The following is a 16110-nucleotide window of genomic DNA, read 5'->3' as shown; positions in this document are numbered from 1 at the left end:
ATCATGATTGATTAATCTGTACCTTTAAGTTGCACTTAAATATTATGGATAAACAATTTAAAATTAATGCTTTTAGAACTGGTTTAGCAAAATTCGTAACTTTCGAAGAAAGCGAATGGGAAATCTTAACGCAGTACCTGAGTTTTTCTACCCTAAAGAAAAAGGAACATTTTGTAATTGAAGGAAAAGTATGCGATTATATTGCCTTTATTATCCAGGGCGCTGTAAGGCATTATCATGTTAAAGACGGACAGGAAATTACCGGTTACTTTTTGTTTTGAAAACGAGCTGGTAAGTGCCTATAAGAGCTTTGTAAAAAGAGTACCGAGTACAAACTTTATTCAGGCCCTGGAGGAAACCCAACTTGTTCTTATTGCTTATGCCGATCTTCAGAAAATGTTAAACCATCCCGTGCTGGCGCTGAAAATGGAACGGTTTGGCCGTCTGGTTGCTGAATATTACATCTGCTGTTTTGAAGACCGCCTTAATGCTTTTGTTACCCAAAGTCCCGAAGAGCGTTATACTGTTCTTGAAAAAACCGCAAAAGATATTTTTCAGCGTGTTCCACAACACTATATCGCCAATTTTTTAGGCATTACCCCTGTTTCACTCTCGCGTATCCGTAAACGCACACTCATTTTGAAGGATTAAATTAATCCTTATCTTTTGTTAACGTTTTTATGGTTCAATGCCACATAACTTTGAACTAATCAAAAACGAAGATATGCACACTATACTTGGCGCCGGCGGACCAACAGCAAACGCACTGATCAGAGAGTTAACCAATACTAACGAAACCATTAGATTGGTTAGCCGAAAACCAATTTCTGCAAGCAACCCAAATGCAAGCTGGGTTAAGGCCGATTTATTAAATGAAGCCGAGCTTCTTGCTGCTGCTGAAGGTTCGAAAGTTATATATCTGTGCGCTGGTTTGGTTTACGATGCTAAAATATGGCAAGAACAATGGCCTATTATTATTCAAAATGTAATTAACTTAACTAAACGAACTGGTGCAAGACTGATATTTTTTGATAATGTTTATATGTATGGCCTGGTAAATGGTCCAATGAGGGAAGATACGCCTTACCATCCCTGTAGTTTAAAAGGAGAAATAAGGGCAAAGGTAGCCGAACAATTAATGAACGAATCGAAAGCGGGTAAAATAAATGTAACCATTGCCCGTGCTGCAGATTTTTACGGAGCAGATTCGATGAACAGTTTTTTTGACATGATGGTACTCGACAAATTTGCCAAAAAAAATAGCGCTCAATGGATAGGAGACCCAAATACACTACACAGTTTTACTTACATTGAAGATGCTGGAAAAGCTCTATTTCTGTTAGGACAAACACCTGATTCTGGCAACCAGATATGGCACCTGCCAACTGCAGCGCCTTTAAAAGGAAAAGCTTTTATAGAAATGGCTGCAAAGATTTATGAAACCAAACCTCAATATTCGACCATTAATAAACTGATGCTACGTTTAGTAGGTTTATTTAAAAAGGTAATTGCAGGTACTGTAGAAATGTACTATCAGTACGATCATGATTATCATTTCGATTCTACCAAATTTGAAAAGGCATTTAATTTCAAACCTACACCTTATTATGATGGCATTTTAAAATTGTCGAAAACGATGTATAAGAAGCAGAATTGACATGAATCAGGGCAAATTATAAAGCTAACTATTTATCTTTAGCGCAAATGATTCAAGATAATACAACAGGTAAAAACAGCATTAAAACCATATCGGTTTTAGGCTGTGGTTGGTTTGGCCTGGCTTTAGCCAAAAAATTGATCGGGTTAAATTATACCGTTAAAGGCTCTACCACTAGTCGGGAGAAGTTAGCAATACTTAAGGCTGAGAATATACAGCCTTTTTTGATCAATTTTACGGCAGAAGCGATTGTAGCCGATCCAGCATTTTTTAATGCCGACACCTTGTTTATCTGTATTCCGCCAAAGCGCAATTCGGCTGAACTTCTTGATTATCCTCAAAAGATAAATTCAATTTTAGCTGCTGCGAAAGATAAATCGAAACATGTGGTGTTGATCAGTTCGACAAGTGTTTATGCTGATGAAAACAAAACAGTAAATGAAACCAGCGAGACACATCCTGATACTGATTCGGGAAGAGTCGTTTTAGCTGCAGAAATTCTATTTAAGCAACTATTCCCCGAAAACTGCACAGTGATCCGCTTTGCGGGTTTAATAGGCCCTGACCGTAACCCGGGGCGATTTTTTGCCGGAAAAAGTAATATACCGAATGGTTTAGCTCCCGTAAACTTAATTCACCAAACAGATGCTGTAGGGATTGCGGTCAAACTTTTGGAAAAACAGGCATTCGGCAAAACATACAATGCCTGCTCACCAAACCATCCTGCAAAAATGGATTTCTATGCCAATGCAGCCAAAACCACAGGACTTGCCATACCTGATTTTATTACAGAAAAGAAAGATTGGAAAATTGTGGAAAGTGTTAATGTACCTGATTTTTTGGATTATACGTTTGAGGTTGGGATTTAAATGTTCGCCTTAACTAAGGTGCATTTATAAGTCGCAGCGTCATTCCAACTTGATTGGGAACCACGTAGTGCTCATGAATGCCCTTGAAGAGAGAAAAGCTTATGAATAATCGTAATGCAATAAGTTTTAAGATTCCCACCTGCGTGGGAATGACGACCGATTTTTGAAATCCACATTGATCTCTTTGTTTACAACATGGATTAATTTAACTCAACAACCCCAATAATTCTTTCTTAGTTAAATTCTTGAATAAACTTCCGTCAGTCTGGATTAGATCCTTAACCAGATCTTTTTTTGTGGCCTGAAGTTTCATAATTTTCTCTTCAATGGTATCAGGGCAGATTAAACGCACAGCCATTACATTTTTATGCTGGCCGATCCGGTATGCCCGATCTATGGCCTGGTTTTCTACAGCAGGGTTCCACCAAGGGTCTACGAGGTAAACATAATCAGCTTCAGTAAGGTTCAGTCCAGTACCACCAGCCTTTAAACTGATGAGGAAAACCGGAATATCGGCGTTTTGTTGAAATGAGGTAACTACTTCGGCTCTTTTACGTGTTTGCCCGGTAAGGTATTCGTATTTAATGCCGCGGTTTTCCAATTGCTTTTTAATCAGATCAAGCATGGTTACAAACTGAGAAAAAACCAGTATTTTATGTTTTCCAGCTTTGCTCTCAATCTGCTCCATCAGCACATCAATTTTTGATGAGGCCTGTAAATAAGATTTCCCATCTGCCAATAATGCGGCCGAATTGCAAATCTGCCTAAGGGTGGTAATACTCTTCAGCACGTGCATCGAACTTTTAGGTAACTCATCTTCCTGTTTACCCAGAATAAAATCCTGGATTTCCTTTTTGTTCGCTTCGTACACTTCGCGCTGCTCTGCCCCCATTTCGCAATACAGTACAATTTCGGTTTTATCGGGAAGTTCTTTCGCCACCTGTTCTTTTGTTCTGCGCAGAATAAACGGCCTTATTTTTTTCTGGAGTTCCTCTGCCCTTCTGCTATCTTTAAACTGATCGATTGGGGTAGAATATAAATCGGCAAACTGCTGTTTACTGCCAAACAAACCTGGACAAGCGAATGATAGCTGCCCATACAAATCAAAGGTATTGTTCTCTATGGGCGTTCCCGTCATGGTTACTTTATTCCTCGATTGCAACATCCGAACCGCTTTATAACGTTGCGAATCTGGGTTTTTGATCAGCTGCGATTCATCCAAAAAGATATAGTTAAAGCGATAATCCTTTAAGAAACGGATATCAGAAAGCAGCGTTCCGTAAGAGGTTAAAATGATTTCATAATCATCGAAAGTGTCAGTTGTTTTGGTCCGTTCGCCAGCATAAATGGTTTTTACCTTTATGGATGGTGCAAACTTCTCTACTTCGGCTTTCCAATTAAATATTAACGAAGCCGGAACCACCACCAGATTTGTGTTGTGTTTTACTTTTTCGCGCTGTGATAAAATGAAAGCCAAAACCTGAATGGTTTTACCCAATCCCATATCATCGGCCAAGCAAGAACCAAAGTTAAAATCATCCAAAAAGTTGAGCCAGTTTAGGCCGTCTTTCTGGTAATGGCGTAACGTTGCTGTTAAACCTTTCGGTACCTCTACCTCTTGAATTGAATCAGTCCCTTCAAACTTTTGTGTGTAAAGTTTCAATTCGTTCTTTACATCACCGTCTAACAAAGCATCTTCATAAAGCTCGTTTATAGAAGCAAACTTAATTTTTGGCGTAAGAATGGTATTTTCGGTTACTTCACCTGCGCTAAAATAAGCAGCAAATTTTTCGATCCACTCATGCGGCAGTATGCCTTGTGTTCCATCATCAAGCGTTACAAATTTACTTTTGTTCCTGATCGATTTATGTAGATGCTTCAGCGCAACCTGTTGCTTGCCAAACTTTAATTTTACCTTGGTTTCAAACCAATCTGTTCCGCTTAAAACCTCGATATTAATTTTAGCCTGAAATTCGCTCAGTTTATTGTTTTTAAGTTGGTTGAAGCCTAAAATATGAATGCCTTTGTTCCTCCATACTTCAAAAGCTTCGAGAAACCAGGCTTCTTCCAGGAAGCGTTTGCGGTGCAGGTAAAAAGAATCGTTGCTTTCCTGATCGTAGAAATAAGGATGCTGTTTCAATACGTTTCCAATAAACTGAAGCTCAGCCTTTTCGTCACGATGTAAGGTAAAAAGGTTGCCCAGTTTATCCTGCGCCTGGATCTGTTTTTTAGACAATACAGGAATTTCCAGGTTCCCATAACGCATTACAGGTGTAAGGAGAATATAATCTTCAGATTCTGACAGGTAGATCAGTTGCTCGTTTTCAAGATCAAAACCTTTTTCTTCGATCTGGCTTTTGGTAGCTGGTTTTAAATAAGAATAATCGACATGGATACTTCCCTCTAAAGGCACCAAAATGACTTTTTGAAACTCAGGATATTTTGTTTTGTGCAGAATTAATCTGTTGCTCTGCTTTTTGAAAAACCCGATTACGCGTAGAAAATCGAGTCTGCCAATTAAGTATAGCTGATCTTTAAGTTTAACAAAATACTGGTGCACCAATACCAGGTTGTCCAGCTCGTAAGATTTCCCCTCAATGATCAGCCGCCCGGTAATTTCGTAATAATCATCACGTTGGTTTACCGAAAGACGCAGGTCTACTTCTAATAAATGAACATCAACTGCTCTAATGGTCGACGCTTGAATAGCGACAGATTGCTTACTATCCTGCAGGTAAAAAGGGATCTGTTCAGGGTTTTTAACGATCGCTTTTAAGGCTTCGATCTCCGCCTCGCTTTGATCACTATTGTAATTCTGTTGAAAAGTGGTAATGCCGCTATAAAACTTTACCTGATCGTTATCATTTGTTTTAAACAATAAATCAGCGGGATTTATTCCTTTTATCGGGTTTTTAACCTTGCCGCTTTTAGTGGTTTCGGCTTCAAATAATTCTACCGTTAAATTGTTGTAATAGCGGTGTTGCCCAAAAACCAGGATCATTTTACCCTGATCGTTTTTAGTCTGAACTTTTGTTTTAGCTTTATTTGCCGGGAGTAAAAGTTCCTGTAAATTTTGCTGTGCTTCTTTATTGAATGGCTGGAGGGCATCCATTTTTGGCTTGATTTCAACCTGACCATTTTCGTAGCTCAGGTTAAAAAGAAGATCGAGGTTTTCTTCTTTTTCTAAACCATAGTCAATTGCTATTTTTAAAAGCTTTTGCTTCCGCAGGTTACTATCAAAGAAAATAAGCAGATCCTGGCGCTGAAGAATATTGTATAAAACCCTTGCCTGATGCTCACACAATTTATGCTTCGGTGTAGCGCAACGACAAGAAAGTTTTACGGAGTCTGAGTGCTGCTGTACCTGAACAATTGGGAAGGGTAATCCAGAGGCTTCATCGCTAAAGGCTGCAAAATCGATTTCAATCTGCTCCGGAAACAGCTGGTAAAAACCCTTTACATCAGTATGAATGAGTCCACTTAAATGTTTGAGGATAACAATCTGGCTCAGATTTTTCAGGTTAAAATCTTTTAAGATATAATCGTAAGGATTTTGTTCTGATACTGGATGCGCGGTTACCTGTTCACTCATTTAAACTAAAATAGGAGGTTTTATCTTTTATAAACTTACGTTTAGATTTAAATGTCCGCCAAGCCCAACCTTAATAATTCTCATTAAAGTTGACAACCTAATGTCACTCGCATTATTTTCGATTCTTGAAATGTAAGTTTTCGTTGTGCCACATTTTTCGGCAAGTTGTTCTTGCGTCATCCCCTTTTCTTTACGAAGTTCTTGAAGCATAGCCCCAAGTTTAAAACTTTCAAATTCTTGTTCGTAAATTTCTCTGTCTTCGGTACCACGTTTACCATATTCACTGTCTAATTGATCAGCAAATGATGTTAATTTATTTTTTGTCTTTTCCATCGAAATATTTCTTTTTAAGTTTTTCAGCCAGCTCAATTTCGTTTTTAGGTGTCTTTTGGGTTTTCTTTTGAAAACCATTTACAAGAATGATCAGTTGTCCCTTATCGAAAAAACTAAATACCCGAAAAATATCCGAACCAACTTCAACCCTAATTTCAAAAAGCCCCGAAGAACCTGTAATGTGCTTAAAATATTTTTCAAGAACTTTTTCAAGTGTAGCAATTAATTGTAGCGTCCAATTGAATTTTTTCTTTACATTAGGTTTAAGCTGTTCCTAAAAATCCAAGTAGTACGCTTCAAAATATAAAATGTCTCTGATAAATTCTTCGTTCATTAACCAATTTTAAGCTAAACAAAGTTAGCTAATTAGATAACAAATTCCAAACTAACATGATACAGCACATCTCACGACTAAAAGATATGCTATAGTAGATCACATTATAATTTATTACCTCCAAAAGTCTTCGACTACCCTCAGACTGACAACCACGGTGTGCTTAACCTAATAGTCTAGAACAAGAGGTGAAGGACCGAATTTAATAGAATTCTCGGCTACGATCGAAATAACTAATCTGCTCTTTACTACAGCGATTTACGCAAGTTCAAATAAAAAGGCACTGCTATCTTTTCAGTTTTTCCATTGAGAATAAATTCAGCAGCTTGAGCGCCCAATTCGCTAAAATCAGTTGAAATGGTAGTAATCCCATCCAAAATAATCTTTTTTAAAGGTGTTTCGTTATAAGAAATTACACCAACATCTTTCCCGATTTTAAGTTTTTGGGCAATTAAACGTTCAATGAGCATCACCAGATCATCTTCCATCAGGTTAATGTACACCTCCCCAGGATTAATTTCTTCGTCTTTAATGTTATGGATTACTTTATGATCAAAAGCATATTGCTGGCAGAACCGATAAAAACCAGTTAGTATTTCGTGCGGAAAATAGCTGTTTTTTGGGAAGATAATTTTTAAGGTCCTGTAATGAGAAAGCCGGTCTAAAGCCTGTTCTAAAGCCGCGTAAATATCCTGTGCAAAGTTTTCATAAGCCGCAGCATAATCGCCCGTTACTCCAGGCAACAGTTTATCAAGAATGACTAACTTTTCTTTGGGAATGGTATTGATAATTTCGTGGGCATTTTCGCCGCCTTCTAAAAAATGTGGAATAATTACAAAGTGCGAATAATCATCACGTTTTGTAACAATCATTTTTTTAAACAGTGCGAAATCGTTGTTGTATATATAAAAATCTATCGCAGCACGCTCGCCCAATGTTTTGGTAAACGAATCGTAAATAATTTTTTTGTGCGTACTGAGTTTATTAAAAAGCAGACAAACTTTTAGTTTACGCGAGAAATCGGTATTGATAATGAAATAACCCTTTCCTGGAACAGAGTCTACTACGCCCAGTTTCCGGAGGTTGCGGTAACCTTTTTCGGCGGTATCCCTCGACATTTCCAAACTGAAACTCAATTCATTAATAGATGGCAATAAACTATTTTTCAGAAGTTTACCACTTTCAATTGCGGCCAAAATAGCATTGGTTAGTTGCTTGTATTTTGGCGTCGACGAATACTCGTCGACGTTTATGTAGGGGATTAAATCTTCTGGTTTCAAAATGGTTATATTGATATAGGAAATTCTAATATAAGGAAATTCCTAAAAATCTAGTGTACGTTGTATGGCAGAATAGTATTTTAACTGGATCATATCCGTTGGTGCCGGATTTTCGTTCCAGGCATCATTTATAGCCAAAGCAGTTCCTATCGCCGTAGCCTGCGAAACTGAAGAGGCATAAACTTCAATATCTGGAATAGAAGTAGCCAGCAGATGCATATAAATTGCATTTTTACCGAAACCACCATCTACAAAAATCCTTTTCACGCCTGCATTTAAAATCAGCTTTAACGAGTAAATCTGCTGTTTGATCAGATCAAAAATCAATTGATGATAGGCTTCTTCTGCCGTTTGAAAGAGGTTCAGATCACGCTCCGGGAAAGCAGAACTTGCCGAAAAGCCCTGTTGCTCCTGTTGGTTTTCAGGAATTTTATTGGCCAGTTTCAAAATCATTGAAGGGTTAAACTTCAAATGTTTAAACAGATAGGCTGCACGATCGAAATGTTCTGCTATACGCTTAAGCTGTACTTCATGCTCATAACCAGCAAAAATACGCGAAGCCTTTACCGCTTTGCCTTTAAAGTGCATGTAACACAGGCAATCCTGTTTAAGTTCTTCCGCAGTTAAAGGTTCTTGGTTGAAAGGGTTTAAACTGATACACCAAGTTCCTGTTGAAATGAGTACAAATGGTGTACTAAAATTGGCCAGATAGGGAATCAGTGCTGCAGAACTATCGTGCAAACCTACACCAACCTTCACGCTGCTTCCTTCGAAATCAGTTTTCAGGCTGGAATCTGCAGGGGTAAATGCACCAAATTTCTCATCGATTTTTTCGGTAGTAACCCAGTTATGGTATTCACTTTTATTGAAATCCCAAAGCTGGGTATGGCAGCCTATACTGGTAATATCGGCCACGGCCTTACCCGTAATTAAATAACTTAAATATTGAGGCAGGTGTAAAGCCCACTTCACTTTTTTAAATATTTCAGGCTTTTCGTTTTTCAGGCGATACAATTGCATCCCTGAATTTAAGCTGCCCAAAATTGGTGAGGCTGTTTCTAGCGAAATCTTCTCCTCACCGCCGTATTTTGCATAAAAAGCTTTTTTTAACTCCTCCGGGTATTCTTTTAAATAGTTATAAAGTGGTGTTAGGGGATCGCCGTTTTCATCTAGATAAACAAAACTGGCGCCATAAGTAGAAAAGTTTATGGCCTTAACATCGAACTCTTTTAACTGCAAAACCTGATGCAGCGAATCGTAAACTGATGAACGCAGGCTTTCGAGATTTTCGCATGGTTCGCCATCCTCATCTACTGTTTCTACAAAACGTGCAGACCGTTCGTAAACAATACTGTAGTTTTCATCAATCAGAAACAGTTTTTTATTCGTTTTCCCAACATCAAATATGGCAATAACAGGCTTAGGCATTTTCTATTTCTCTATTTACAAACCTGTGGCAACAGTATTTCCGCGGTGATTAACTAACTTATTCCTAACTTCTAAACCGCGGTATAAAGCGATTGGCGATAAGGCTGCTCCAGCCCTTAATCTGGCTTCGGCTACTAAAGCCCTTAAATCGCTACGGAAAGTATGCTGCAAAATTTCCTGTGCTTTTGCTACATCGTTGTTGTTCTGCGCTTCGTTTAATGCTTTTCTATCAACCAATAAGGCTTGTGCATAGGCAATCATAATGGCTTCCACTGATTGTAATAAATCTTCTAGAGGATCTTTTACATTGTGAGAAGCATCGATCATCCAGCCCAAATCTTTTGCATGGTTCATTCCTTTTGCATCCATACCTTCTACCAGCTCGTTAAAAATTAAGAACAATTGGTAAGGTTTAATGCTTCCTGCAGTTAAATCATCATCTCCATATTTAGAATCGTTGAAGTGGAAACCACCCAATTTTCCTTCCATTAACAATAAGGCAACAATCTGCTCAATGTTTGCATTAGGCAAGTGGTGACCTAAATCAACCAAAGTATAAGCTTTTTTACCTAATTTACTTGCATATAACAGTGATTGTCCCCAATCGCCAACCGTAGTTGAATAAAAATTAGGTTCGAAGGCTTTGTACTCCACAAACATTTTCCAATCTTCCGGCAGTGCTGAATAAATCTCCTGAAGACTTTCTAATGTATTTTCGAAAGCTTTGCGGAAATTAAGCTGACCAGGGAAACAAGAACCATCGGCTAGCCAAACGGTTAATGCATCAGATCCTAGCGCGATACCATGTTTAATTACCTCAATATTATGTTCAATTGCCTGTTTGCGGATGTCTTTATTTACATTTTGCAATGAGCCGAATTTATAGCTATGTGCAGAACCTTTCTGATCTTGAAAGGTATTTGAGTTCATGGCATCGAATTTTAAACCATAGCCAGATGCCAAAGTTTTTAAGGCTTCTGCATTTTGAGGGATATCCCAAGGGATGTGAAGCGAAATTGCACCACTTGCACCGTTAAGGGCATGAAGCAAACCAACATCTTCTATTTTTTCTTCAATGGTACGTGGTTCACCACCAGTAATGGCAAAACGGCCAAAACGTGTTCCACCTGTACCTAAAGCCCAGCTTGGAATGGCAATCTGAAAATCAACCAGTTTCTGGATTACGCTTTCTACATCAACATGCGCCCAATCTTCTTTTAGAAATGAAAGTTTGCGCTGATGTGAAGTTAAAAGGGAGTCGTTATGCTTTTCTATTTGGTTCTGCTCGATATTCATGAGAATATTTGGTTTTTTGTTAGGTTAATCATTGTGGCGATACAATCGCCATTCTCGCTCATCCTCGTTTCAAACGAGGACAATTATAAAAATTAAAGTCATTTCGGTCTGTGCCAGGCACAGACCAATTAAACAACTTACTAAAACTGATTTTTTTTGCCGTGGTCCGTGTCTCCACGGACCACCTATCTTATCTTCTTTTCGGTCTGTGAGGACACAGGCTGGCGATTAAGTTATCTCACAAATGCCATGGCTACTCCGCCATCAACATTTAAAACATTTCCGGTTGATTTGTGCAACAAGCCACCCACAAAGGCGAAACAAGCATTGGCAATATCATCTGGCAATATAATCTGATTTAACAAAGTACGTTTCGCGTAATAAGCCGGTAGTTCTGCAACGGTAATTCCGTAAGCTTTTGCACGTCCTTCTGCCCAACCGCCTGCCCAGATATTACTATCGCTGATTACAGCATCAGGGTTAACTACATTTACACGGATATTATCGGCGCCCAATTCTGCAGCATTTAACCTGCTCAAATGTAACTGGGCAGCTTTTGCACTGCCATAACCGGCATTATTCGGTCCGCTTACCAAAGCGTTCTTACTTACAATATTAATGATATCACCACCAATATTCTGCTTTTGCATCGTATTTGTTGCAGCCTGAGTGATAAAAAACTGGCCTTTTACCAAAACATCATATAATAAGTCCCAATCCTTCTCTGTATGATCAGCAATCGTTTTAGAAATCGATAATCCTGCATTGTTTACAATAATATCTACTCCACCAAAAGCCAAGGCAGCCGAATCGAAAGCTTGTTTAATATCTGCTTCGCTGGTAACATTTAAAATTGCAGTGCTGTAAGAATCTTTACCATACAGACTTTCAAATTCTTTACCTGCTTCTTCCAAACGCTCGGCATTCATATCATTTAAAATCACAACGCCACCTTCTGCAACGAATTTTTTAGCAATCGCCTTACCAATTCCGCCGGCACTGCCCGTAATCAAGGCAATTTTACCGGTTAAAGGTTTTGGTTTAGGCATACGCTGTAATTTCGCTTCTTCCAACAACCAATATTCGATATTAAAAGCTTCCTGATGAGGTAATGAAGTATATTCTGAAACGGCCTCAGCACCTTTCATTACGTTAATGGCATTGATATAGAATTCTGCAGCAACCCTTGCTGTTTGTTTATCTTTAGAGAAGGTAAACATTCCGATACCAGGATATAAAATAACAACCGGATTGGTATCGCGAATGGCAGGACTGTTTGGATGTTTACAGGCTTCGTAATAAGTCGTGTACATTGCTCTATATGCTTCGAAAGCAGGCTCCAATGTTTCTTTTAATGCTTTAACATCCGATAAATCGGCATCGCTGGCTAAAGTTAAAACCAGTGGACTGATTTTAGTGCGTAAAAAGTGATCAGGACAGCTTGTGCCCATTGGTGCAAGGCGATCAAGATCGTTAGAATTGATGAATTCTAAAACACGACTGTCGTCGGTAAAATGACCGATCATGTGCTGTTTAGAAGAACATAAACCACGCAAAACAGGTGCTAAAGCGGCCGCTTGTTGTTTACGCTGATCTGCTGCTGCACTTTCAATCTTTTGCCCGCCAAAAACCGGACCTTTTTTACCATAGTTCTGGTTAAGGTAATCAGAACAGATTTCGATAACTTCTAAGGTATTCAGGTAACTTTCGTAAGCCGTATCGCCCCAGGTAAACAAACCGTGTGAGCCCAACATAATACCGCGGATGCCTTGATTCTCATCTAAACATTGTTTTAACTGCAAGCCCAGTTCGAAACCAGGTTTTTTCCATTCTACCCAGCCTATCGTTCCACCAAATAATTCTTCAGTAATCTTTTTACCATCTTTAGCCGCAGCAATGGCGATGGCCGCATCTGGATGCAAGTGATCGATATGTGCAAATGGTAGAAAACCATGCAAAGGGGTGTCGATTGATGGTGCTTTAGAGCTTAAATCGAAAATGCAGTGGTTAAACAGTTCAACCATTTCATCTTCGTGTTCTACACCACGGTAAATATTTTTCAGACTACGCAAACGATCAACATATAATGCTGCAAGGCCACTTTTCTTTAAGGTACCTAAATCGCCGCCTGAACCTTTTACCCACATTACTTCGGTTTCTAAACCGGTAAGCGGATCTTTTTCCAATACTTTACACGAGGTATTTCCACCTCCATAATTGGTTAAGCGTAAATCTGCACCCAATAAATTTGAGCGATAAATTAAGAGGGCAACTTCATCACCAGCAAGTTTTGCGGCTTCCTCTTCATCCCACAAATAGCTTACGTGTTTATAACTTTTCGTATCGATTGACATTCTTATATTCTATTTAAATTTTTATTTATTAACCTTTTATTGAATTACCATAACCAACAATGAGTACCGAAATGATGATGGTTAAAATACCCGCCAAAACAGTAATCAATGTTTTTCTTGATACACCTTTCCACTCTTTTAATACCAATCCCCATACGTTGGCGATGAGAATGATAAAGGCCATGTGCAGAATCCACGAACTGGCGCCATTACCCATTTTGCTTTCGCCCATACCATAGAAAAAGAACTGTAAGAACCAGGTGGTACCTGCCAGGGCAGAAAAAATATAGTTTTTTAACAGCGGCGTTTTTGCATTGGTATAATCGCCAAATGTTTTGTTCCTTGCATTTAATACCATACACCAGATAAAATTGGTGGTTAAACCACCCCAAAGCACAATTACATAAGTAACGTTGTTCTGGAATAAGAAATTACCTGTTTCAGCAGGATTTGCTGCTTTCCAGATGGCATTCGCTGCATCAGCCATTGGTTTTCCGGCTTCGATACCAAAATTGAAACAGGCACTTAAAACACCCGAAACAATTCCCACAAATAAGCCGAGACCAAATTTATATTCTGTTTTTACCTCCATCCCATGCGGATCGGTAATACCAGATTTCATTTCCTTTTCTTTCATCATACCTGCCTTACCGCAGATTACAATACCAATAACACAGACTAAAAGCCCAAGCAATACCATACGCCCCCAATCGGTGTGTAAAAACATGGTAAACGTATCTTTACCTGCCTGCGGGAAAAAATCGAAGTAAATGGATGGCAGAATTGAACCCAAAACCATACAAAGTCCTAAAATGATACTACTCCCTAACGATACGCCCAGATAACGAACGCCCAAGCCATAGGTTAAACCTCCAATACCCCAAAGCACACCAAAAAAATAGGTTAACCATAAAATGCTACCGTTGGTACTGGTGATAATTGCCGTAAAATTCGGGATGGTTAAAAAAGCAGCAAGTGGCGGAACGATTAACCAGGAGAAGATTCCTCCAACGATCCAGTAACTTTCCCAGGCCCAGCCTTTAACTTTTTTGTATGGAATATAAAAACTTCCGGAGGCAAAACCACCGAAGAAATGAAAAATTACACCTAAAATTGCTTGCATGCGCTATTAATATATTTGGTTGCTCTAAAATAGAATATACAGTAATTTTAACTGTTATGCACTGTTATGGATGGGCAATAAATTGGCAGATGGGGTTAGTCGGAAGACAGGAGACGGAGGTCGGGAGTTGACGTGAGGATATAGTTCTGCGTTGATCAGCGAAATCTGCGGGCAATAATGATGTGTAGTTTTCCCGCAGATCGAAGAAGATAGGCGCAGATTCCACCTGGTTTATTTAGCTTTAAAGATTGCTTCACCCTCTCCCACTATCTTACGCTTCAATTCGCAATGATGGTTTATGTAGTTGGAAGCGCATAAATTAGCTTCGCAATATCTTCAATTACCTCAACCGATCTGAGGATTTTGTAATGTCCTACATCTTCAAAAGATTTTGAACTGATTGCCGGATATTTATCCAGAAATTCTTTAAGGAACGGGTATGGCGAAATATGATCGGCTGGATCGAATGTCAGAAAATGATGTAAATCCGGACTTAGTTGATACAGTTCTGTCAGGTTAAAGTGGCTTACAGGAACGGGGAATTCTTTGGCAAAGTTGCTGAAAAAGATATCCTGATCCTTGATGCCGATGTTCACCGAATCGAGACTTTGTTCGAAGTTTTCTTTCAGTCTGATTAATGGTGCGATGCTAATAAGCAGATTGGGCGTAATACCCAGCTCCTGCAAAGCAATTACATTAGCCATGCCGCCAAGCGAATGCCCAATAAGGACATCAGGTTGTGCATAGTTTAAGGCAATAGATTTTACTGAACCGGCATATAACATCAGGTTGGAAAATTCAGATATGGAACTTCCGTTGCCGGGCGCATCAAAAGCAATAATTTCCTGGTCATCTATTTTCAGGAGTTCAATAATAAGCTCATAAAAATCTAAAGCTTTCGAAGCCCAGCCATGCGTAAGTAACACTTTACGTTTTCCATTTCCCCAGCTAAAGCAGTTAATGCTTATATCGGCATTGGTAAAATAGGCATCAAAAACCTTGAGACTAAACTGTTTCGAGGTAGCAATAAGCTGTTCCTGATGCAGGCGTAATGGCATTTTGGGTGAGTAGAAAATAAACTCACGCATTAAAGCTGCATCAGGCGCCGCCTGTGTTAATTTTAGCTCGTTTACAATTTGTTTTAGCCTTTTCAATTCGAGCTTATTTATGGGTTAAACCAAATGTGATTTTAAATCAGCTGGCGAATAGTTGATTGATTTTAAAGTCTTGTCGTCAGATTTCCTGAATACCAGAAACAGTCCGTCTATTTCCTTATAATAAGATTCGGTTTGGTCTTTATTTAAGTAAAACTGAATGGTTTGTTCAGCCTCTTCTACCGTTTTACAGGCTTTGCTCATATTAGAACGGTGAACTTCATCAAATAAAGTCTTAAATTTCCCACCTAAGCCAAACTCATGGATCGCACCGGCCAAAACATACTGCAGATCGCAAAGGGCATCAGCAACTTCTACCAGATCATCATTTTCTACTGCTTCCTGTAGTTCTTTCAACTCTTCGGCTAAAAGCGAAATACGCAAATTAGCTCTCTGTTTTGAAGGAATAACAGGACTTTCTAAAATAGGATGTTTAAAGGTAGTATGAAATTCTGCAACCTGGTTTAGCGAATTCGTTTCTTGCATGGTGATGTTTGATTTAAATCTTTATGCAGCAAACTTAAAAAAATCGGAAGAAATAATAGGGAGAATTTATGAACACAGCTGATTAATTGTTGAAACTGGTTAATCAGTTAACTGATTGTTGAATTGCTTTATTGTAGAGTTGTTAAAACTAGCTAATTGGTTAACCGAAAATGAATTCAAACAATTTAACAATCAACCCCCTCA

General features: G+C 38.8%; 13 protein-coding genes and 1 pseudogene. 4 read left to right on the top strand and 10 right to left on the bottom strand.

Features of this window, described 5'->3' with window-relative positions:
- Positions 1-44: 44 nt before the first annotated feature.
- The 4 genes from ACTJKN_RS23955 (at position 45) to ACTJKN_RS23940 (ending at position 2526) form a co-directional block, all read left to right on the top strand.
- Complete coding sequence (locus tag ACTJKN_RS23955) at positions 45-281, top strand: hypothetical protein (protein ID WP_440828212.1); 237 nt, start codon at positions 45-47, stop codon at positions 279-281.
- A complete protein-coding gene (locus tag ACTJKN_RS23950; RefSeq protein ID WP_440828211.1) occupies positions 238-651 on the top strand; it encodes a Crp/Fnr family transcriptional regulator in 414 nt (137 codons plus the stop codon). Before ACTJKN_RS23955 ends, ACTJKN_RS23950 begins: the two co-directional genes overlap by 44 nt.
- A gap of 73 nt (positions 652-724) precedes the next feature.
- Positions 725-1657: an NAD-dependent epimerase/dehydratase family protein gene (locus ACTJKN_RS23945; protein WP_440828210.1), complete on the top strand. Its 933-nt coding sequence runs from the start codon at positions 725-727 to the stop codon at positions 1655-1657.
- Between the two features lie 47 nt (positions 1658-1704).
- A complete protein-coding gene (locus ACTJKN_RS23940) occupies positions 1705-2526 on the top strand; it encodes an SDR family oxidoreductase (protein WP_440828209.1) in 822 nt (273 codons plus the stop codon).
- A gap of 205 nt (positions 2527-2731) precedes the next feature.
- Here the strand turns inward: ACTJKN_RS23940 and ACTJKN_RS23935 are convergent, their stop codons facing one another.
- From ACTJKN_RS23935 to ACTJKN_RS23890, 10 genes and pseudogenes are all read right to left on the bottom strand, one after another.
- Positions 2732-6118 carry an SNF2-related protein gene (locus ACTJKN_RS23935; RefSeq protein WP_440828208.1) on the bottom strand — a complete coding sequence of 1129 codons (3387 nt, stop codon included), beginning with the start codon at positions 6116-6118 and terminating at the stop codon, positions 2732-2734.
- A gap of 27 nt (positions 6119-6145) precedes the next feature.
- Positions 6146-6451 carry a helix-turn-helix domain-containing protein gene (locus ACTJKN_RS23930; protein ID WP_440828207.1) on the bottom strand — a complete coding sequence of 102 codons (306 nt, stop codon included), beginning with the start codon at positions 6449-6451 and terminating at the stop codon, positions 6146-6148.
- Positions 6432-6710 (bottom strand): annotated as a pseudogene (locus tag ACTJKN_RS23925) (type II toxin-antitoxin system RelE/ParE family toxin); the annotation flags it as partial. The gene ACTJKN_RS23930 and the pseudogene ACTJKN_RS23925, both read right to left, overlap by 20 nt.
- A gap of 323 nt (positions 6711-7033) precedes the next feature.
- Positions 7034-8065 carry a GntR family transcriptional regulator gene (locus ACTJKN_RS23920; RefSeq protein ID WP_029277046.1) on the bottom strand — a complete coding sequence of 344 codons (1032 nt, stop codon included), beginning with the start codon at positions 8063-8065 and terminating at the stop codon, positions 7034-7036.
- A gap of 42 nt (positions 8066-8107) precedes the next feature.
- Entirely contained in the window at positions 8108-9493 is a 1386-nt protein-coding gene (locus tag ACTJKN_RS23915) for an FGGY-family carbohydrate kinase (protein ID WP_440828206.1), read from the bottom strand.
- A 15-nt stretch (positions 9494-9508) separates the two neighbouring features.
- Positions 9509-10789, bottom strand: coding sequence for a sugar isomerase (locus ACTJKN_RS23910; protein ID WP_440828205.1), 1281 nt, complete (start codon positions 10787-10789; stop codon positions 9509-9511).
- A gap of 233 nt (positions 10790-11022) precedes the next feature.
- Positions 11023-13143, bottom strand: coding sequence for a bifunctional aldolase/short-chain dehydrogenase (locus ACTJKN_RS23905; protein WP_440828204.1), 2121 nt, complete (start codon positions 13141-13143; stop codon positions 11023-11025).
- Positions 13144-13171: 28 nt separating this feature from the next.
- Positions 13172-14266 carry an L-rhamnose/proton symporter RhaT gene (gene rhaT / locus ACTJKN_RS23900; protein ID WP_131030897.1) on the bottom strand — a complete coding sequence of 365 codons (1095 nt, stop codon included), beginning with the start codon at positions 14264-14266 and terminating at the stop codon, positions 13172-13174.
- A gap of 296 nt (positions 14267-14562) precedes the next feature.
- A complete protein-coding gene (locus ACTJKN_RS23895; protein WP_440828203.1) occupies positions 14563-15420 on the bottom strand; it encodes an alpha/beta hydrolase in 858 nt (285 codons plus the stop codon).
- A gap of 18 nt (positions 15421-15438) precedes the next feature.
- Complete coding sequence (locus ACTJKN_RS23890; protein WP_029277032.1) at positions 15439-15906, bottom strand: nucleoside triphosphate pyrophosphohydrolase family protein; 468 nt, start codon at positions 15904-15906, stop codon at positions 15439-15441.
- Between the last annotated feature and the right edge of the window lie 204 nt (positions 15907-16110).

Origin of the sequence: Pedobacter sp. 22163, from assembly GCF_052045595.1 — a bacterium.
Lineage (GTDB): Bacteria > Bacteroidota > Bacteroidia > Sphingobacteriales > Sphingobacteriaceae > Pedobacter.
The sequence above is the reverse complement of the archived record's forward strand: the minus strand, read 5'-3'. Positions and strand labels throughout refer to the sequence as shown.

Bases quoted from the DNA above. Each gene is read 5' to 3' on its own strand.
- ACTJKN_RS23890 (WP_029277032.1), bottom strand. From the start codon at position 15,906: ATGCAAGAAACGAATTCGCTAAACCAGGTTGCAGAATTTCATACTACC.
- ACTJKN_RS23915 (WP_440828206.1), bottom strand. From the start codon at position 9,493: ATGCCTAAGCCTGTTATTGCCATATTTGATGTTGGGAAAACGAATAAA.
- ACTJKN_RS23945 (WP_440828210.1), top strand. From the start codon at position 725: ATGCACACTATACTTGGCGCCGGCGGACCAACAGCAAACGCACTGATC.
- rhaT (WP_131030897.1), bottom strand. From the start codon at position 14,266: ATGCAAGCAATTTTAGGTGTAATTTTTCATTTCTTCGGTGGTTTTGCC.
- ACTJKN_RS23950 (WP_440828211.1), top strand. From the start codon at position 238: ATGTTAAAGACGGACAGGAAATTACCGGTTACTTTTTGTTTTGAAAAC.
- ACTJKN_RS23935 (WP_440828208.1), bottom strand. From the start codon at position 6,118: ATGAGTGAACAGGTAACCGCGCATCCAGTATCAGAACAAAATCCTTAC.
- ACTJKN_RS23905 (WP_440828204.1), bottom strand. From the start codon at position 13,143: ATGTCAATCGATACGAAAAGTTATAAACACGTAAGCTATTTGTGGGAT.
- ACTJKN_RS23955 (WP_440828212.1), top strand. From the start codon at position 45: ATGGATAAACAATTTAAAATTAATGCTTTTAGAACTGGTTTAGCAAAA.
- ACTJKN_RS23910 (WP_440828205.1), bottom strand. From the start codon at position 10,789: ATGAATATCGAGCAGAACCAAATAGAAAAGCATAACGACTCCCTTTTA.
- ACTJKN_RS23930 (WP_440828207.1), bottom strand. From the start codon at position 6,451: ATGGAAAAGACAAAAAATAAATTAACATCATTTGCTGATCAATTAGAC.
- ACTJKN_RS23940 (WP_440828209.1), top strand. From the start codon at position 1,705: ATGATTCAAGATAATACAACAGGTAAAAACAGCATTAAAACCATATCG.